Origin of the sequence: Bacillus mobilis (genome assembly GCF_001884045.1) — a bacterium.
GTDB classification, from domain to species: Bacteria; Bacillota; Bacilli; order Bacillales; family Bacillaceae_G; genus Bacillus_A; species Bacillus_A mobilis.
Genome location: NZ_MACF01000143.1, coordinates 1 through 20,221, shown reverse-complemented (window position 1 = coordinate 20,221; position 20,221 = coordinate 1). Strand labels below are relative to the sequence as shown.

At 37.1% G+C, this 20,221-nt stretch carries 20 protein-coding genes and 1 tRNA gene; 2 read left to right on the top strand and 19 right to left on the bottom strand.

What is annotated here, in order from left to right; genetic code table 11:
* Position 1: 1 nt before the first annotated feature.
* Positions 2-76 (bottom strand) — tRNA-Asn (locus BAQ44_RS28135).
* A gap of 114 nt (positions 77-190) precedes the next feature.
* Positions 191-649, bottom strand: coding sequence for a SprT family protein (locus BAQ44_RS28130; RefSeq protein ID WP_061680002.1), 459 nt, complete (start codon positions 647-649; stop codon positions 191-193).
* Positions 650-844: 195 nt separating this feature from the next.
* Between BAQ44_RS28130 and cmpA the strand changes: the two genes are divergently transcribed.
* Entirely contained in the window at positions 845-961 is a 117-nt protein-coding gene (gene cmpA, locus BAQ44_RS30145) for a cortex morphogenetic protein CmpA (protein WP_001143642.1), read from the top strand.
* Positions 962-1,018: 57 nt separating this feature from the next.
* Here cmpA and BAQ44_RS28125 read toward each other — a convergent pair whose 3' ends face one another.
* The 6 genes from BAQ44_RS28125 to acpS all read right to left on the bottom strand — a co-directional run bounded on the left by BAQ44_RS28125 (position 1,019) and on the right by acpS (position 6,963).
* Positions 1,019-3,187 carry a Tex family protein gene (locus BAQ44_RS28125; RefSeq protein WP_071724992.1) on the bottom strand — a complete coding sequence of 723 codons (2,169 nt, stop codon included), beginning with the start codon at positions 3,185-3,187 and terminating at the stop codon, positions 1,019-1,021.
* 68 nt (positions 3,188-3,255) lie between these two features.
* Positions 3,256-3,606: a type II toxin-antitoxin system endoribonuclease NdoA gene (ndoA, locus tag BAQ44_RS28120; RefSeq protein ID WP_000635963.1), complete on the bottom strand. Its 351-nt coding sequence runs from the start codon at positions 3,604-3,606 to the stop codon at positions 3,256-3,258.
* Between the two features lie 4 nt (positions 3,607-3,610).
* Entirely contained in the window at positions 3,611-3,898 is a 288-nt protein-coding gene (locus tag BAQ44_RS28115) for an antitoxin EndoAI (protein WP_000004570.1), read from the bottom strand.
* Positions 3,899-4,208: 310 nt separating this feature from the next.
* On the bottom strand, positions 4,209-5,378 hold the full coding sequence (gene alr / locus BAQ44_RS28110) for an alanine racemase (RefSeq protein ID WP_061680004.1): 1,170 nt from the start codon (positions 5,376-5,378) through the stop codon (positions 4,209-4,211).
* A 118-nt stretch (positions 5,379-5,496) separates the two neighbouring features.
* Entirely contained in the window at positions 5,497-6,447 is a 951-nt protein-coding gene (locus tag BAQ44_RS28105) for a LolA family protein (RefSeq protein WP_033656280.1), read from the bottom strand.
* 156 nt (positions 6,448-6,603) lie between these two features.
* Positions 6,604-6,963, bottom strand: a complete 360-nt coding sequence (gene acpS / locus BAQ44_RS28100; protein WP_063259414.1) for a holo-ACP synthase — start codon at positions 6,961-6,963, stop codon at positions 6,604-6,606.
* Positions 6,964-7,055: 92 nt separating this feature from the next.
* On the opposite strand from acpS, the gene BAQ44_RS28095 reads away from it, so the two are divergent.
* A complete protein-coding gene (locus tag BAQ44_RS28095) occupies positions 7,056-7,628 on the top strand; it encodes a rhomboid family intramembrane serine protease (RefSeq protein ID WP_061680006.1) in 573 nt (190 codons plus the stop codon).
* On the opposite strand, the gene uvsE is transcribed toward BAQ44_RS28095, so the two are convergent.
* The 11 genes from uvsE to BAQ44_RS28040 form a co-directional block, all read right to left on the bottom strand.
* Positions 7,621-8,583 carry a UV DNA damage repair endonuclease UvsE gene (gene uvsE / locus BAQ44_RS28090; RefSeq protein WP_071724991.1) on the bottom strand — a complete coding sequence of 321 codons (963 nt, stop codon included), beginning with the start codon at positions 8,581-8,583 and terminating at the stop codon, positions 7,621-7,623. The genes BAQ44_RS28095 and uvsE overlap by 8 nt on opposite strands.
* A 92-nt stretch (positions 8,584-8,675) precedes the next feature.
* Positions 8,676-10,286, bottom strand: coding sequence for a degradosome RNA helicase CshA (gene cshA / locus BAQ44_RS28085; RefSeq protein ID WP_061680008.1), 1,611 nt, complete (start codon positions 10,284-10,286; stop codon positions 8,676-8,678).
* 305 nt (positions 10,287-10,591) lie between these two features.
* Positions 10,592-11,968, bottom strand: a complete 1,377-nt coding sequence (gene murF / locus BAQ44_RS28080) for a UDP-N-acetylmuramoyl-tripeptide--D-alanyl-D-alanine ligase (RefSeq protein ID WP_071724990.1) — start codon at positions 11,966-11,968, stop codon at positions 10,592-10,594.
* Between the two features lie 60 nt (positions 11,969-12,028).
* Positions 12,029-13,114, bottom strand: coding sequence for a D-alanine--D-alanine ligase (locus BAQ44_RS28075; protein ID WP_061680010.1), 1,086 nt, complete (start codon positions 13,112-13,114; stop codon positions 12,029-12,031).
* A gap of 233 nt (positions 13,115-13,347) precedes the next feature.
* A complete protein-coding gene (locus tag BAQ44_RS28070; RefSeq protein WP_063259410.1) occupies positions 13,348-14,619 on the bottom strand; it encodes an MDR family MFS transporter in 1,272 nt (423 codons plus the stop codon).
* 107 nt (positions 14,620-14,726) lie between these two features.
* Positions 14,727-16,142, bottom strand: coding sequence for a branched-chain amino acid transporter BcaP (gene bcaP / locus BAQ44_RS28065; RefSeq protein ID WP_071724989.1), 1,416 nt, complete (start codon positions 16,140-16,142; stop codon positions 14,727-14,729).
* 231 nt (positions 16,143-16,373) lie between these two features.
* Complete coding sequence (locus BAQ44_RS28060; RefSeq protein ID WP_071724988.1) at positions 16,374-17,546, bottom strand: homogentisate 1,2-dioxygenase; 1,173 nt, start codon at positions 17,544-17,546, stop codon at positions 16,374-16,376.
* Positions 17,512-18,468 carry a fumarylacetoacetate hydrolase family protein gene (locus BAQ44_RS28055; RefSeq protein ID WP_061680013.1) on the bottom strand — a complete coding sequence of 319 codons (957 nt, stop codon included), beginning with the start codon at positions 18,466-18,468 and terminating at the stop codon, positions 17,512-17,514. Before BAQ44_RS28055 ends, BAQ44_RS28060 begins: the two co-directional genes overlap by 35 nt.
* Before the next feature lie 66 nt (positions 18,469-18,534).
* Complete coding sequence (gene hppD, locus BAQ44_RS28050; RefSeq protein WP_061680014.1) at positions 18,535-19,653, bottom strand: 4-hydroxyphenylpyruvate dioxygenase; 1,119 nt, start codon at positions 19,651-19,653, stop codon at positions 18,535-18,537.
* A gap of 310 nt (positions 19,654-19,963) precedes the next feature.
* Entirely contained in the window at positions 19,964-20,074 is a 111-nt protein-coding gene (locus BAQ44_RS28045) for a DUF3948 family protein (RefSeq protein ID WP_001083699.1), read from the bottom strand.
* Between the two features lie 42 nt (positions 20,075-20,116).
* On the bottom strand, positions 20,117-20,221 hold a 105-nt coding region (locus BAQ44_RS28040), incomplete at its 5' end, for a DUF3948 family protein (protein ID WP_000575050.1).

Sequence of the window (20,221 nt, the reverse complement as noted above, 5' to 3'; positions counted from 1 at the left end):
ATGGCTCCGCAGGTAGGACTCGAACCTACGACCGATCGGTTAACAGCCGATAGCTCTACCACTGAGCTACTGCGGAATAATAAAGACAATTTGTATCTTATAAAATTTCTCATCGTAAGTCAAGATGTTTTTTCACAGCATCTTGTACACACGTGACATGTTTATAATATACTGGATTGCGTTTTCACTGTCAAGATGTTTTCTTTATCAGCTTCAGTTTCCCTTTACACTTTCCGCAGACATATCTTTTTGTATTTATTTGACGTCTTCTTACATATTGAAGCAAACAGCCCATACATTCATACGTATAAACCTTTTTTTCTTTCTCTTCATTAATTATTCGTTTACAGAAGCGTGGCGCATCAACTTCTTTTAACAGTTCACGAAAATCTCTATCCCGGTGCTTATAGCCCCTTCCCGTAATATGTAAGTGATAATGACAAAGCTCATGTTTAATGATTCCGACTAACTCTTCTTTCCCATACATTTCGTAATATCGATAATTCAGTTCAATATTGTTTGTATTCAATAGATAACGTCCACCAGTTGTACGCAACCTACTATTAAACATAGCTTTATGTGAAAATGGCATTCCGAAGTATTGTAGTGATACTTCCTCCACCAGACGCTGTATTTCTTGCTCATCCACTCTCATTCCTCCTAAACTAAAAAATATTTTTACACTTTTCTCCTCCCTTATACATATATTAAATAGTACATATACCCATCCTCATTCAAGAAGCGTGGTTTCTAAAAACATAGCATAAATAGAAATCCACTCACCAACCTCTCATCAATAGTACCTTAGATTTTTGAGAGTAGGATTAAACAAGGAGGGATTCCTATGCCTACGTGGCTAAAAAAACAAATGCAACGCGCATATTTCGAAAAAAACCGGTATCAAATTAAATTACTAAATGAATGCTGGTTTTATTATAGCAAAATACATCAAAGCTCATAATCCATTACACATTTTATCCCATAAAAAAAGAGCAGTTTCATCTGCTCTCTTCTCTTACTATTCAATCGGCAACATAGATAGTGCAACGCGACCTTTTTTCGTATCAATATCATCTACCCATACTTTGACGATTTGTCCGACAGATACAATATCTAACGGATGCTTCACATACTGTTTGCTTAGTTTAGAAATATGTACTAAACCATCTTGTTTTACACCTACATCAACAAAAGCACCAAAATCAACAACGTTACGAACTGTCCCTTCCAGTTCCATACCACGTTTTAAATCTTCTAATTTCAAAATCCCTTTTTTCAGAAGCGGTTTAGGCAACTCATCCCTCATGTCTCGCTCTGGACTAATGAGTGCATCTATAATATCAACTAACGTTGGCTCCCCGACTCCCGTTTCTTCCGATAACTTAGAAATCTCCACTTCTTCTAAGCTCTTTTGCAACTGTGGCTGCCCTACATCATCTTTTGATAACCCTAGACTCTTCAATAACAATTCAACATTTTTATATTGTTCTGGATGAATACCCGTTCGATCTAACGGATTTGCTCCTTCTAATATACGTAAGAAACCTATACATTGTTCATATGTCTTCGCACCTAGACGCGGTATTTTCTTTAAGTCTGTTCGTTTTGTAAATTTCCCTTCTTCTTCACGCTTTGCCACAATATTTTTCGCAACAGTTTTCGATAAACCCGAAACATATTGTAATAAAGCAACTGAAGCTGTATTTACATTCACACCGACTTGGTTAACTGCCGTCTCTACTACAAACGTTAATGATTCATTCAACCTCTTTTGCGATACATCATGTTGATATTGTCCAACCCCAACTGATTTAGGGTCAATCTTTACAAGTTCAGCAAGTGGATCTTGCAGACGTCTGCCGATAGAAACCGCACTTCTTTCTTCAACCTGTAAATCCGGAAATTCCTCACGTGCTAAATCAGAAGCCGAATACACACTCGCACCAGCCTCGTTCACAATAATATAAAAGACTTCTTGTTTCACATTTTGTAATACATCAACTATAAATTCTTCTGATTCTCTAGAAGCTGTACCATTCCCAATCGCAATCACTTCAACTTGATATTTATCTATAATAGAAAGAACTTTCGTTTTTGCATCTTCATATTTACGCACTGGTGGATGCGGATAAATAACATCAATATATAGAACTTTCCCCGTATCGTCTACAATAGATAATTTACAACCCGTTCTATATGCAGGGTCTACAGCCAACACAACCTTCCCTTTCATTGGAGGTTGTAATAACAAATTACGTAAGTTCTCAGAGAAAATATGTATCGCTTGTTCCTCAGCTGTTTCTGTTAATTCTTTTCGAAGCTCTCTTTCAATAGAGGATTGAATTAATCGTTTATAACCATCCTCAATCGCCAACTTTACATAATGTGCACTTTTAGAATCGTTATCACGAATTACTTTCTTATATAAGAAAGTTACTATCTCATCTACTGGTGGAACAACAGAAACTCTCAATATATCTTCTTTCTCACCGCGATTCATCGCTAATACACGATGCGGTACTACCTTCTGCAACGGTTCTTCATAACTGTAATACATTTCATATATATTCTTTTCATCTTTCTCTTCATCTTTTACAGACGAAGACATAACACCTTTTCTAAAAGTAACATTTCGAATCCAACTACGATACGCCGCTTCATCTGAAACGATTTCTGCAATAATGTCTTGGGCACCTTGCAATGCCTCTTCTGCAGACTGTACTTCTTTCTCTGTGTTAATAAACTCCACTGCCTTCTGATTTGGATCTTCTTTCTTATATAACAATAACCATTCAGCTAACGGCTCTAGTCCTTTTTCTTTCGCAATCGTTGCTTTCGTTCTTCTTTTCTCTTTATATGGACGATATAAATCTTCTACTTCTTGCAACTTTACAGCCTTAACAATTTGCTGACGTAACTCTTCTGTCAGTTTCCCCTTCTCATCAATAAGACGAAGAACCTCTTCTTTCCTATCTTCAAGCTGCATCATATATTGCCATCTCTCTAAAATTGCACGAATTTGCACTTCATCTAAAGAGCCTGTCCATTCTTTTCGGTAACGAGCAATAAATGGAACTGTGTTACCTTCTTCTGTTAATTGAATAACATGACGAACTTGCTTTTCGGTAAAGCCTAATTCCTTCACTAACATTTTCATTAACGCTTGTCGATTATCTACCATTTCCATATACAACCGTAACCTCCTCTATAATAAAAAAAAGTTGCCCTGTAAAGAGAGCAACTTAAACTGCCGATTTAAAAATCTATTAGTCCTAAACTAATTTGTAGCGCTTCATCTACACGAATCATCATCACTTCATCTAAGTGAGTGATTTTGTCCGTTAAGCGCTGCTTATCGATTGTTCGAATCTGCTCAAGTAAAATAACAGAATCTCTCTCAAAACCGTACTTTTTCGCATCAATTTCCACATGAGTGGGTAATTTAGCTTTTTGAATCTGTGCAGTAATAGCCGCTACAATCACCGTTGGACTAAAACGATTTCCGATGTCATTTTGAATGACAAGAACCGGACGAACGCCTCCTTGCTCAGAACCAACAACTGGGGAAAGGTCTGCAAAATACACGTCGCCGCGTTTTACAATCAAAATATTACCCCCCGCTAACTAAGCGTTCTACTGTATGAGCTGCTTCATACTCTGCTAAGAAAGCTTCAGATGCAATACCAAGATTAATTTTTCCCATTTCAATGTACCCACGTCGCATTGATTCATGTTGGTAGCGTTTCTTCGTCTTATGTTGACGCAATAACAGTTGTGTTGCCTGGCAAATTAGTTCATGGCGATTCTTATTCTCTTGTTTTCCAATTCCGTCCAATTCCGTTACCATTTGCTTTGGCAACCGAACCACGATTTCAGTAGTTACACTTGATTCGGACACAAAAATACACCTCCACCGTCAACTACACACCCAAATATATATATGACACCTATTGTAATAATACCATTGTATGGAGCCTGTTGCAAAGACTTCCTTATTCCTTGCTTATGTTTTCCAATTCACAAACAAAACATTCATATTCTTTTATTTTTTATCTCATTACAAACAAGAAGCGAAAGAGTTTCTCCGCAAAATTCACGTTAAATTATGTTAAAAGTAACTATAAGTACAAAGCTTCTCATCAAAAACGAGCTTATTCTTAACCAATGAACAGTCCTCTCAAATGACAAGAAGCAAAACATACTACCTTCTATATATTATTCAAATAATTAATTACCTCTACAACCTTACCATGCCGTATAAATATTCTCGGCACACGGAAACTTATCGTTGCAATAACCTCATAATTAATGGTCCCGGAGTATTCAGCAACCTCAGCAGCACTAATATACTCATCACCTTGTCTTCCAATGAGTGTAACTTTCGTACCAAGCGGTACTTCACAAGGAAGATGTATCATGAATTGATCCATTGTTACTCGACCTACAATCGGTACCCTTTTACCATTTATAAGCACTTCAAATCCTTGTAACCTTCTAAGCCATCCATCCGCATATCCAATTGCAACGGTTGCAATCCATTCTTCCGTTTTCGTTCGATAAGTGACGTTATAACTAATTCCATCCCCTTTAATCACTTGTTTAATATGAGCAACTTTCGTATGCAATGATAGCGCTGGCTCTAATTTAAACGGTAAAAAAGGGCGTATTTCTACAGATGGGGATAACCCATACATCGCAATGCCAATTCGTACTGCATTAAATGTAATCCCTTGAAAACGTAGCGTTGCAGCACTATTAGCTGTATGGACAAACTTAGGATCTACTCCGAATTCTTTCAACCAACTTAACTGCTGCAAAAATGTGTTATATTGCTTATCAAAGTAAGAAGTCTCCACCTCATCCGCTGTTGCAAAATGCGTATAAACTCCTTCTAATTCTAAAAATGGTGCACCTTCTAAACTCTTTAAAAATCCTTTTAATTCTTTGCGTTCGCGTATTCCAATTCTCCCCATGCCACTATCGAAATTAATATGGTATTTCATTGTAGATGAACCATCCCAAAGTTTGATCGCTTCATCCACCCATTCTTTTTGAAAAACAGTTAACGCTACATCATTTTCAGCAGCTACATTGACATCACGAGGTGGGGAAGGACCTAACACTAAAATCGGCACGGTAATACCAGCCCTTCGAAGCACTAAAGCTTCATCTAAAAAGGCAACCGCTAACCTTGTCGCCCCTGCTTCTAATGCCGTTTTAGCTACCGGTACATAATCGTGTCCATATGCATTCGCTTTAACTACAGCAAAAATCTCTACATCACTTGGAATGAAATTTTTAATATGTGTAATATTGTTATAGATCGCATCTAAATCCACTTCCACCCAAGTGTCACGGTAAAATGGTGCTTCTTCCATAAATACACTTCCTTATACACGATATGCGAAGCTTATTCTTTTATATGCTTCTTTTATGAAATCCACCCTTCAAACTAAGAAAAGACGTGGTGCACATATATCACCACGTCTAAGAAGTTTACTTCACTTGCTTCTCTGTAACTGAACGAGCAACCATTAATAGCTCCTTCGGCTCTAAACCTTTAGACACGAGCATATATTCTACTCCGTTATGCGACCACGTTAAAGAATCTTTCGTCAATGCCCCAATTGTAAAGCCAAGATCAACCAATTCTCCGCTCACACTTATCGCTGACGAAGCCTCTGCAACTTTTGCCTTTTCTTGTATCAAAGTAAAGGATTTCTTACTTCCAGTGTATGTGAGTATCGCACGCTTGCCACTGTCTGTCTTCAACTCTTTTTCATCTTTCAAAACCATACCTTGCGGCGTATCACGCGGATACAAAATTGCAAATGGTTTGTCTTCTTTCGCTGTTGTTGGAACATCTACTTGCGCTCTAGACATATTTTGTTTCGTATCAAATGCACCTTTATCAAATTTCGCATCAAATTTCACTTTTGAGAAATCTACTTTCACAAGAACATTTTGATCATTATCCATTAACTTCACCGAAACTGGTGTTAAATCACTTTTCTTCAATGTAATCTCTTGTTTCGGTAACATGTTTTGATGTTGATAGTTTGTTTTCGTTTTAAAAATATAATACTTATCTGTTTTTTCAAAAGTAAGGTTTTTCTTATCCTGCAAAATATCTCTCACAAGGGATTCATATAAATAAGCCTGGCTACTATTTTGTGGCCAATCACTTTGGAAACGGAAACTCTTATTAAGCGCTGGCGTTAATACAAATACCCCTTCTTCATTCCTTAAAATAATTTGGCTTTGATCTTTCTTCGCATTCTGCAAATTCACACGATAAAAAGAAGGTTCCTTATGCCATATTTCTACCTTATACTCCTGAGGCTCATTCCCTGTTTTAATAGATAGTTTTGCTTCAGCTTGATAACTTTTCATCCCTTTTACTTTCGCCTCTAAATCTCTCACAACATCATCTTGTTTCTTTTCCATACAACCCGCCAACACAAAAACGGTTAATAAACCGACAAGAACTAAAAACAGACGCCTTTTCATCACTTCAGCCCCTTTGCCCCTATAAATGAATGGAAGATATGCCTTCCTTATCGCTACATCAAATATATGAGACAAAGATATAAAATATGCAGACTAGCGTGACGAGCTTTCTAAAACAACTTGAGCAACAGCAAATTCCCTACTATGACTAATTGATAAATGAACAATATGCTCTGTACTTGTAACGAGAATCGGCTTACCTCTATCATCATTTCTTACTTCAATATCTAAAAAACTTACTTCTTTCCCAATACCAGTCCCTACCGCTTTTGAATACGCCTCTTTCGCTGCAAATCTTCCAGCAACAAACTCTGTAAGACGACTTCCCTTCAGTTCCTTAGCAACATTACGTTCACTTTCAGTTAAAATACGTTCCATAAATTTAAGTTTTCCATCTAGCATTTTTTCAATTCGATTCAATTCAATAATATCGATTCCAATCCCTACAATCATTTCAAAATCCCCTTCTTCTATTTAGCTTTCTTTTTTCATATTGTAAGAATAACAGAGAATCTTTCTGATGCAAAAGGAGTGATACTAACAACATGCTAATACCTTCTGCTCGCATTCCCTTACAACCAATCGTCATCGCTTTACTTCTCATACAATTAGTCATGATTATGTTAGGCGACTTTTTTCTCTTTCCCATGTCATCCTACAATGAATATATCGCTAAAGGAGAATGGTGGCGTCTCATAACTTCCTTACTTGTACATGTAGACTTACAACATTTCCTTTCTAATAGTATTTGTTTATTTGTACTCGGCTCTTCTATTGAAAAACAACTAGGGCACTTTTCTTTCATCATTATTTTTTTCCTTTCTGGCATTCTTGGAAATATTTCTTCTTATCTTATTATGCCTCTTGAATATATTCATGCCGGAGCATCTGGTGGTATTTTTGGATTGCTAGGAGCGCAATTATTTCTATTGTATAGTCGATATCGTTCTTCCAATCCAAGAGACATTGCTATTTTTTCAATCATGATATGTATATTACTACTATTCACTTTCTTCAATCCCTCTGCTAACCCTATAAGCCATTTAACAGGATTGATCATTGGCGGTATTTGCACTCCTTTATTAACAAAAAAATTCGATGGTGCAGAGCTTATTTAATATAAAAGCTCGCACCATCGACAATTTCTACCTCTGTTTGTTTACTTAAATCTCTCATTAATTGAAATAAAGACTCATCCTTCTTCTTCGCCTCAATCATACAATCAATTTGCGGAACACTTCCCTTTATCTTTTTTAAAAAAGACAAAAAAGTATCTACGTCAATAAAGTCCGCATGCGCTCTCGGGTCTTTTCCTTCTCTAGGACTAGAAATGTGCATTTTCACCGGTAACAAAGACGACTCCCACGTATGTACAACACGCGCCCAATCTTCATGCCAATCTTCTCGATCATGATTCATCATATGGTGATGCAAATCAAACACGACTGGAATATCTAACTTTTCACCTAAATACAATGTTTCTTCTAAAGAAAAGGTCGTATCATCATTTTCTAATATGACCATCTCTTGGATACCTCTTGGAACACTTGACCAATTTTCTATAAAGCGTTCTAATGCGAGCTCCTTATCGTTATAACCTCCACCTACATGTAATACGCATCGTTGCTTATGTTCAATTCCCATACCTTTTAATAATTTTTTATGCATCTGCAATGTTTTTACAGATTGCTTAAAAATATTTTTCTCAGGTGAATTCAGCACAACAAAATGATCTGGATGGAAATCAATACGCATATTCATTCGAATAGCGTAATCACCTAGCACTTTTAAATTTTCTTTTAAGGGGCGAATATAGTTCCACTCTAACAACTCCTCATGGTTCGCTAAAGGAACGAGCTTGGAACTAAGCCGAAAGAAAGATATATCATGTCCTTTATTATGCTTTAATAACCGTAAACAATTTTCTAAATTTGAATTAGCAATTCTTTCGAGTTTACGAATTGCAGCCTCTCGATCATCAATTCGTTGAAACTGCGCATATGTCATCGTTTGAGATGGAGATGCGTTCTTTACATGTACACTCATCGCAACATACCCAAGTCTTACAAGCATGTAGCACCTCTTTTCTACACAAGTTATTATGTAGTATGTACAATTACAGAAATAAAAAAAGAGAATGCCAGCAAAGGGCATTCTCTTTTGTATTAAGCTTGTGGACGGCTATGATGTTTTCTTTCGCCACGTCCATTTGAAGATCCAGGACGACCTTGACCTTCACCTTTACGACCACGGCTACCGCCATCACGATTACGATCACGGTTACCAGCATCACGATTGCGATCACGGTTACGGCCATCGCCACCACCGCGTCCATCACGATTGCGATCACGGTTACGACCATCGCCACCGCCGCGTCCGTCACGACTACGATTACGGTTACCATCACGGTATCCGCCTCCGTTACCGCCGCGTTTTTTAGAACCGCCACCTCTTGAAACAACTGGTGGTTCTGATGTTAAAGCGATTGGAGTTGTATCTGGTTCTTTTGTCATCATTTTTAAAGCAGCAGCTACTACTGTTACAGAGTCGTTCTCTTCTAACATTTCTTCTGCAATACGCTTGTAGTATGATAAATTCTCATTTTGAATTGTGCTTTGAAGTTTTTCAGCGATTAAACGTTGTTGACCTTCTAATGCCTCGTCAAGTGTCGGTGCTTCCATACGATCAACTTTACGTTTTGTTGTGCGCTCGATATTTTTTAATTGTCCTGATTCACGTGGTGTTACAAATAGCATTGCAATACCTTTTTTACCTGCACGGCCAGTACGACCGATACGGTGAACGTATGATTCTGGATCTTGTGGGATATCGAAGTTATATACGTGTGTTACGCCTGAAATATCAAGACCACGTGCAGCAACGTCTGTTGCAACAAGAACTTCAATAGCACCTTCTTTAAATTTACGTAATACAGACATACGCTTCGCTTGTGTTAAGTCACCGTGAATACCTTCTGCTGCATAACCACGTAAATTTAACGCTTCTGATAATTCATCCACACGACGCTTTGTACGACCGAATACGATTGCAAGCTCTGGAGATTGAATATCTAGTAAGCGTGTTAACACGTCAAACTTTTTCTTTTCTTGCACTTCTAAATAGAACTGCTGAATGTTTGGCATTGTTACTTCTTTTGCTTTTACTTTAATGTGTTGAGGCTCAGTCATGAAACGCTCAGCAATACGACGGATTGGATCTGGCATTGTCGCTGAGAATAATAATGTTTGATGTGTTTCTGGCACATCTGTTAAAATCGCTTCAATATCTTCAATGAAGCCCATGTTTAACATTTCATCCGCTTCGTCAAGAACAACAGTCTCTACGTTTTGTAAGCGAAGTGTTTTACGGTTAATATGATCTAAAATACGACCCGGCGTACCAACAATAATGTGTGGGTGTTTTTTTAGAGCACGAATTTGGCGGTTAATATCTTGACCACCATAGATTGGTAAAATACGAACGCGTTTATGTTTACCAATTTTGTATAGCTCTTCTCCAACTTGAATTGCTAATTCACGCGTTGGCGCGATAACAATACCTTGAACTGCTTCTTTATTTGTATCCACTTTATCTAATAGTGGTAATCCGAATGCTGCTGTTTTCCCTGTACCTGTTTGTGCTTGCCCAATAATATCTTTACCTTGCAATGCATGTGGAATTGTTTCAGCTTGAATCGGCGTAGCCTCTTCAAAGCCCATGCTTTCAACAGATTGCAGTAAAGACTCACTTAATCCTAATTCTCGAAATGTTGTCAATGTTACTTCTCCTTTTCTATCCTATACTTATCATTTAAAAAAAGGCGTTTTCCGAATTTGCGGAAAAGCCCTTTTCCTGAATGCTCACGTATATAAACGGGCGTATATTCTTCGCGAAAATACTTCTAAACGTTATTACACTTTATCAATTATAAGTTTTGTATGTGTAAAAAGCAAACCCAACTGTTACCTTATTTTCATATTCAGAGTTTTTTTCTTCACTTTTATTTTTTTATATTTACTGTAAGCGCTTATTATAAGTTTCTTCTATTTTCGCATCTATCATCCCTATTTATATACACCAATTATTTCAACATCGTAATTACTTCTTCCAATTTCATACCGCGAGATGCTTTTATTAATACAACATCTTTCACATCAACTACTGCTTGTAACTCTTTCACTAGCTCTTCTTTATTATCATACGCTTTTACACGCTCAGTAGGGAAATTAATTTTCGCTCCTTCAGCAATTTGAGCCCCTAATTTACCATATGTGAACACATATGAGATTTTTGCTGGATCGATTAATTTACCTACTTCATAATGAAACTGTACTTCTTGATTTCCAAGCTCTAACATATCGCCGAGCACAACAATTTTTTTAGCAAATCCATCTAAACCATTCATTAAATGGAATGCTGCTTCCATAGCCGTTGGACTTGCATTATAAGCATCATTGATAATTGTTAAACCACTACTTGTTTTTACAATCTCCATACGCATGCCTGTCATTTGAAGTGTAACTAAACCTTCTTTCATCTCTTCCCACGTTACACCGAAATGTTTCGCAATCGCCATTGAAGCAAGCGTATTGTACACATTGTGTTTTCCTAATACTGGTAGGTAGAATGAAATGTTTTCTTCTCTATTCATTTTAAAGTGCGTCCCAGTTGCCTGTAATGTTACAGTCGTTGGATAGTAATCATTTGCTCTAGCGTCACCAAACGTAACTGTTTCAGCCATTAAATTCATTTCAGGAACACGATTTGTTAATAATGGCTCATCTCCGTTATATACGAATACTCCACCTTCTTGTAATCCTGCCACAATTTCTAATTTCGCTTCAGCAATCGCCTCACGAGAGCCTAAGTCCATTAAATGTGCCTCACCAATGTTCGTAATGATAGCTGCATTTGGACGTGCTAACTTAGATAAGAATTCAATTTCCCCTCGGCTTGACATACCCATTTCTAATACAGCTACTTCTGTATTTTCTTCTAAGTTTAAAATAGTAAGAGGTAACCCGATATGGTTATTGAAGTTTCCTTCTGTTTTTTGAACTTTGAATTTAGTCGCAAGAAGACTTGTCACAATATCTTTTGTAGATGTTTTACCGTTACTACCTGTCACACCAATAACCTTAACATCCAATTGATCGCGATAATTTTTCGCTAACATTTGTAATGCCGATAGCGTATCTTCTACAAAAATAACTGGAAGATTCTCAGGTGGATTTGCTACATCTTTCATCCATAATGTCGCCACAGCTCCATTTTCAACAGCTTTGTCTACAAAAGCATGTCCATCGAAACGTTCACCTTGAATTGGAACATATAAGTTTCCCTTTTCAATTTTTCTCGTATCAATAGACACTCCTTGTATAGTAATTCCCTCATATTGCTCTGCTAATCCCGTACCATTTACCATCTGTTCTACTTGTTTTAACGTTCGATTTATCATGAAAACACTCCTTACATAGAGGAAGCACTATTCCTGCGAATAGTGCTTCCTCCTTTTTTGTTAGATTGTATATTTAATTTTTTGTTTTTCCTCGTGACGCGCAATTGCTAAATTGATTAGCTCTTCAATTAATTCCGGATACGGTAATCCAGTATGTTGCCATAATAGAGGGAACATACTAAACGGCGTAAATCCTGGCATCGTATTCACTTCGTTAATATATACTTCTCCATCTTTCGTTAAGAAGAAATCAGCTCTTGTTAAGCCAGCACCATCTAACGATTGGAATGCAATAATCGCGTCTCGCTTAATAACGTTAGACTCTTCTTCTGTCATTTCAGCTGGAATAATTAACGCTGTATCACCATCGATGTATTTCGACTTATAATCATAGAAATCTTTTTTCGGTACGATTTCACCTACAACTGAACATTTCGGCTCATCATTACCTAGTACACCAACTTCTACTTCACGTCCAACAATATTTTCTTCTACAATAATTTTGCGGTCAAATTGGAACGCCTCTTCAAATGCATTCTCAAGTTCTTCACGATTTTTACACTTATTAATACCAACACTTGAACCAAGGTTTGCTGGTTTTACGAAGCAAGGATATCCTAAAACTTCTTCTACTTTTTCATATGCTGTTTCACAATCTTTTTCCCATGTGCTACGAATGAATGATGCATATTTTGCTTGTTTTAATCCAGCTTCTGCAAAGATGTTTTTCATAACAACTTTATCCATACCAGCAGCAGATGCTAGAACACCATTTCCTACATAAGGAATGTTCATTAATTCTAATAATCCTTGAACCGTTCCATCTTCACCATTTGGTCCATGTAATAATGGGAAAATAACGTCGATAGCATTCTCTTCAGAAGTTGCTGATGGAATAATTTCTGTGCTTAATGATAACGGAGAAATCGCATTTTCTGCCCCGCTCATTTTTAGAACTTCAACATCTGTCACTTCACCTTCAATACGCTCACCGCGCACCCATTGACCTTGTTCTGTAATATAAATCGGATGAATCTCGAATTTATCTTGATTTAATGCTTTAATAGCAGCAAGAGCCGTTTGTAGCGAAACTTGATGCTCAGCTGATTTTCCACCATATAATAAACCTAATTTAATTTTTGTCACTGAAATCACCCTAACCAATTGTTTTCATTTTTCTATTTTAGCACTTTTTATAAAAATAGGTAGTTCCTATTTGAAATAAAATGTAACTTCCACAAATAAATAAATGACACCCCTTATTGGTTTTCTATACTTTTTCCCCTTAAATTTCTTCATACATATATATAATTACAACTCAATCTAGTTATGTACCTAGAATATGTAGAAATCCCCTTTTTGTGTATGTCATCTACTCATTAAGAAGATTGTTTGGTCAGTGTGCCTTTTTGCCTTTGTTCAACGAGACGATCTAAAGAAACATATACAATACCTGCAACTACACATCCTACAGCTAAAATTGTAAATAGCAAGTGGCCAAGTAATTGATCTAATAAAAAACCTCCCAAAAGCGGACCGAGTGCACCTCCTGTAATCCACTGCAAACTCGCAGCTCCCATATAAGTCCCTCTCAAATGCTCAGGAGCCAAATTCGCTACAAACGTCATCTGTACAGGCGACATAATCATCTCACCTAATGTATATATGGCATAAACAAACAGCAACGTTATTAAAATAATCGTAGCATTTGCATTAAATTCTCCAAACCACTTCGGCAACCACCCTATAAAAAACAAACCAATCCCGAACAAACATGCACCATATAACATCGTCTTCCCGACAGGTTTATCTGTGGCCCATTTTGAAATTGGAAACTGGAACAACACAACTAATAGTCCATTTAAAGCCATTAAATACGGGTATGGATTGTTAGTACCAAAGATACCCTTCATTTCGTTATCAAAGTGCAGTGGCAACATGCCTTCTGTTTGAGAAAACCCCATCGAAATAATGATACCTGCTAATAAATAAATCATTAGTGTCTTATCTCTCATTACTATTTTCCAAACCGCCCCTGATTCCTTTTCTTTATTCTCTTCTTTATTCGCGTTCTTTGGCATTGTCTCTTGGATAAGAATGAATACAAGTAATGCATAAAATAACATCGTAGACGAGGCAATAATAAACACAAGATTCTTTGAAAACATAACTACTGAAGCGCCCATTATCGGGCCAATTGCAGCACCTATATTGTGCCCCATTCGCAATAATCCATATGCTTCTGTTCTTTTTTCTGGAATTGTTACATCCGCAACCATCGCTGATGCAGCTGGATGAAATAGCGAATTACTTAATCCTAAAAAAACAGATAAAATTGCGTAAGGAATAAATCCTTCTATAAATAAAAAACCGAGCATTAATACCGCATTACTCGTCATCGAAAATATCATAATTGGCTTTCTTCCATATATATCAGCAATTCTTCCCCCTATAATTGATCCAAAGCTTGCAGCAATTGGAGAAAGCGCCATAATAACTCCAACCTGCAATAATGAATCTACCTTATCTTTTAAATATAATGCAAAAAAAGGCATCAACATCATCATTGCAATTCCATTTAACGTCTCACCAATAAACCGTATCCATACGTTACGGTCCATCTCTCTTAACTCACGCCACGTATTTTTCATCATTCCACCCCTTTAGTTCGCCAACAATCATCTTATAATAATTTCAGAAGAATGTAAATTTTCAGAACAAAAATCCACCCTAACTGAATTAGGATGGATTTTTCTACTTATAAATTTGCTGCATCATCTTCGTCTTTACTACTATTTAAAGCACTATGTTTTCGGCTATATAAGAAGTAAACCGCAATACCGATAACCATCCATACTCCAAAACTAATCCAAGCCGTTCCGGATAATTGAAGCATTAAGTATAAACAAAAAATCACCGTTAACGCTGGTAAAAATGGTACAAGCGGCGCCTTAAATGCTCTTGGTAATTCAGGATGCGTTCTTCTCATTACAATAACAGCAACAGCTACAAGTGCAAAGGCTGATAAAGTCCCCATATTTACAAGATGCGCTAACACATTTAAATCTATTAATCCTGAAATAAGTGCTGCAATAATTCCCGTTGTCCACGTATTTAAAAACGGTGTTTTAAATTTCGGGTGAACTTTAGCAAGACGCTTCGGTAATAATCCATCTCTACTCATTGCATACGAAACACGCACTTGCCCATACATCATAACTAACATTACTGTTGTAATTCCTGTAATTGCTCCTACTGAAATTACTCCTGCTAAACTATCTTGTCCAATAAATTGAAGCGCAAAAGCAACTGGATCTGATATATTTAACTGTCCATATGGAACAATTCCTGTCAAAATAAGTGAAACAACAATATAAAGAACCGTACAAATTAATAAAGATGCAATAATGCCAATTGGCAAATCACGTTGTGGACGTTTCACTTCTTCTGCTGCCGTTGAAACTGCATCAAACCCTATGAATGCGAAAAAGACTGTAGCAGCTCCAGCCATTACACCATCTAAGCCAAACGGCATAAAAGGTGTCCAATTTTCAGGTTTTACATAATTAAAACCAGCAAAGATAAATATGAGAACAACCGCCAATTTAATAAACACCATAATATTATTTATTCGTGCACTTTCACGAACACCTCTAGATAAAAAAACTGTCATCACTAAAATAATTAGAACCGCAGGCAAATCAATTATTCCACCCTTTCCTGTACCAGGGGCCGAGGAGAGAATGGTAGGAATATGGATTCCAAATCCCTTTAATAAAGATTGGAAATAAGCGGACCAACCGTTTGCTACAGCAGATGTAGCAAGTAAATACTCAAGCATTAAGTCCCATCCAATTAAAAATGCGAATACCTCTCCCATCGTCGCATATGTGTACGTATACACACTGCCTGAGACAGGAACTGAAGAAGCGAATTCAGCATAACAAAATGCAGCAAAGGCACAGGCTAACGCGGCTATCGCAAATGATAATATAATAGCTGGTCCAGAATGTTTTGCTGCCACCACGCCCGTTAGAACAAAAATACCTGTTCCAACAATTGCCCCGATTCCAAGCATAGTTAAATCCAATGCACCCAATGTTCTTGCTAACGTCTTTTGCTTACTCTCTTGCATTAGCTTTGCAATAGGCTTCTTTTGAAAAATTTGCTTCATAGCATGCTCCTCCAAGTTTTAAATTTTCTGAAAATTTCTAATTCGCTTTTTTATTTTACTCATAGCACTTTCCCCAGTCAATACTTTTGTCGAAATAAGTAGAAACCTTTCAGAGCATACAATATCCTTATCCTTCTTTCTATATATCTTTCTATAACTTTTTTTGGTATTATTATACATGTCGATTCCATAAAAGAGGCATGCCCACTAAGTGAGCATGCCTCTTTTTACCTATTTCACAGTATGTGAACCTTCTTCAATCCAGCTATACATATATTTTTCATCTTCCGTCTCATGTGCTTGTTTTACAATACGAAGCGGACGGAATGTATCTATCATAACAGCTAATTCAAGCGTTTCTTTCTTCCCTATACTCGCCTCTGTTTTCCCAGGGTGCGGCCCATGAGGAATTCCGCTCGGATGAAGTGTAATAGAACCTTCTTCCACACCTTTCCGGCTCATAAAGTTTCCTTCTACATAGTACAGTACTTCATCACTATTCACGTTACTATGATAATATGGTGCCGGAATAGATTCTGGATGATAGTCATATAAACGCGGTACGAAAGAGCAAATAACAAAATTGTGACCTTCGAACGTTTGATGTACTGGAGGTGGCTGATGAATACGACCTGTGATTGGTTCAAAGTCCTCTACATTAAAGACCCACGGATATAAATAGCCATCCCATCCAACAACATCTAACGGATGGTGCCCTAAAACATGCTTATGCATATACCCTCGCGACTTTGTCATTACGACAAACTCACCTTTTTCATCATGCGTCTCTAATTTTTCAGGACCACGAATATCCCTCTCACAAAACGGACTATGCTCTAACAATTGTCCGTATTCATTACGATAGCGACGCGGCGTTGTAATTTGACTATTTGCCTCTACAACAAGAAGCTTAGTCTCTCCTTCATCTGGAATAACACGATAAATTGTGCCAATTGGAATTGTTACATAATCACCTTTTCGATAGTGAATCGTTCCAAACATCGTTTCAATTTTCCCTGTTCCGTAATGAACAAATAACATTTCATCGCCATCACCATTACGGTAGAAATAGTCCATTTTTTCTGTTGGAGTCACTACTCCAATTAATAAATCCTCATTCCCAAGCATGAAGTTTCTTCCACTTATTGCATCGCCAGTTTTTTTATTTTCTTTCGTGCGAAAATGACGATGAGCAAGAGCTACATCTTCTTCATACTGCAACTGACAGGAATGTGATACCGCCGAATGCGATACTTCCGTTGGCATATAATGATGATACAAAATAGACTGCGTACCAGAAAAACCTTTCGTTCCCATTACCTGTTCACGATAAAGCGATCCATCCTTTTTACGGAATTGTACATGTCGTTTATGAGGTAGCTCCCCCATGTGACGATAAAACATGCCCATCACCTGCTTCCATTTCTTTTTTGACCGTATTACGTAACGTACCTAAACCAGTAATCGTAAGTTCTACAACATCTCCATCTTGTAGCCACTCTTCCGTACCCAGTTCTAAAATACACCCTGTTCCTACTGTCCCAGAACCAATCACATCTCCTGGATATAACGTAACGTCTTCCGAAGCACGTTCAATCATTTCAGCAAATGTATAGTAAATATCTTGGAAGTTCCCCTTTGATAATAGCTTTCCATTTACATGAGCAGTCATTTCTAATTCATAACGGTCACCGTTACGATACACATCCAGTTCCTCTTTCGTAACAAGATGCGCTCCTAATGAAGTTGCAAAATCTTTTCCTTTTGCTGGACCAAGTCCTACCTTCATTTCTGTTGCTTGTAAGTCCCTTGCACTCCAGTCATTCATAATACAATAACCAAAAATGTATTCTTCTGCTTGCTCACGAGAAATATTCCTTCCTTCTTTCCCAATTACGCAAGCAATCTCTAGCTCATAATCAAGTTTTCTAGATTTCTTCGGACCAATTACAAAATCATCCGGATCAATTACAGCACGATGGTTCGTAAAATAAAAAACCGGGATATCGTACCATTCAGGTACAACATCTAGCCCTCTTCGGCCACGGGCCGTTTTTACATGCTGTTCAAACGCGTAAAAATCCCGAATACTACTCGGATTAGGAATTGCCGCCGCTAATTGTACGTCCTTTAAGGAATATACACCCTTTTCCGGATTCTTAATCTTACGCAATACTTCTACATACTCATCCGCTTTCTCTAAAAAGGCGAACATAGAAGAAGGTAATTTCCCATCACTAGCAAGGTTCATATCAATTACTTTGTCACCTTCAAGCCATCCAGCTCGCATTTCTTTCGAAGGAAGACGAAATGTAACAAATTTCATCATGATTCCTCCCTATGAAAATGAAATTTCCACCAACAAAAAGACTTTTGCTGGTGGATACAAATCTTATAAGTTTCCGCGACGTTCCTGTTCTCTTTCAATTGATTCGAATAATGCTTTAAAGTTCCCTTCTCCAAATCCGCGAGAACCTTTACGTTGAATGATTTCAATAAATAAAGTTGGACGATCTACAATTGGTTTCGTAAAGATTTGTAGTAAGTATCCTTCCTCATCACGATCTACTAAAATCTTTAATTCTTTTAATCTATCAATTTCCTCATCAATTTTTCCAACTCGTGCACTTAATTCATCATAATAAGTATCAGGTGTATCTAAAAACTCCACACCATTTGCACGCAGCGCTTCCACTGTTTTAACGATATCGCTTGTTAGTAAAGCAAGATGTTGTACCCCTGCTCCATTGTAGAACTCTAAATACTCTTGAATTTGCGACTTTCTCTTTCCATCTGCTGGCTCGTTAATAGGGAACTTAATACGACTTCCATTCGTCATTACTTTTGACATTAACGCCGAGTACTCTGTACTAATATCGTCATCATCAAAATGAATCATTTGTTTAAAGCCCATAACGTTCTCGTAATAACTAACCCACTCTTCCATTTTTTCAACATTACCAACTACGTGGTCTACAGCAATTAAACCTGACTCTTCAAATGGAATATTAAACTCCACCTGCTGGAATCCCGGCATAAATGTTCCTTTATAATTTTTACGCTCTACAAGCGTGTGAATTGTATCACCATACGTACCAATAACTGCTTTTTTCAGTGTACCGTTCTCGTCTGTTAATTCCACAGGTGGAGCAATCGCAACAGCACCACGTTTCACTGCTTCCGAGTATGCCTTATCAACATCGTCAACAAGTAAAGCTACATCTTTTACACCATCACCATGTGTCTTTACAAATTCTGCGATACGATTGTCGCTACTTAAAGCTCCAGACACAACAAAACGCATATTTTTTTGCACAAGAACATAAGATACCTTTTCACGGTTACCAGTTTCTAATCCAGAGTAAGCCACAATTTTGAATCCAAATGCTCTCGCAAGGTAATAACTTGATTGCTTTGCATTTCCTACGTAAAATTCCAAATGATCTACATCACGTACCGGAAAAAAGTCCTCCATTTGTGCAGCTAGCGTATCCATAGATTTTTGTTTCATAAAATCCTCATCCCCCTGTAAATAGATTAAATGGTCCATACTTAAAACCAACCGAAAACGCTTCCAACATCAATTAATAGGAATTAGTTAGCAAGCTAACAAATTCTGACCTTTAAAATTTTCTATCTTTTCTGTCAAATTCCTCTTTTTTTCTTACATATAAAATTCGACTTTTTTCTCTTTACATAAAGGAGGGAATATTAATACTTGAAGGTATATATGAGAGGAAAACAAAAAAGACCCCAACATATTAACTACTTACTAATATGCTAGAGTCTTTATTTTTTTTGAATGATTGTATTTATATATCTCATACTAATATATTTGCAAGGAATAGAATAAATGATGTTAATACCACCGCTCCACCTAATGATCCTAATAAATCTGTTTTTGTTACTTGTAACACTTGTTCACTGTTCATATTCCTCATTCTCCTTTCATTTTGTATAATTTAAAACTTCTATTATACTAATACACTTGATAGAAATACGATTAATGCCGTTAATACTACTGCTCCACTTGCCGATCCTACGAAGTCACCTTTTGTTACTTGTAATACTTGCTCTTT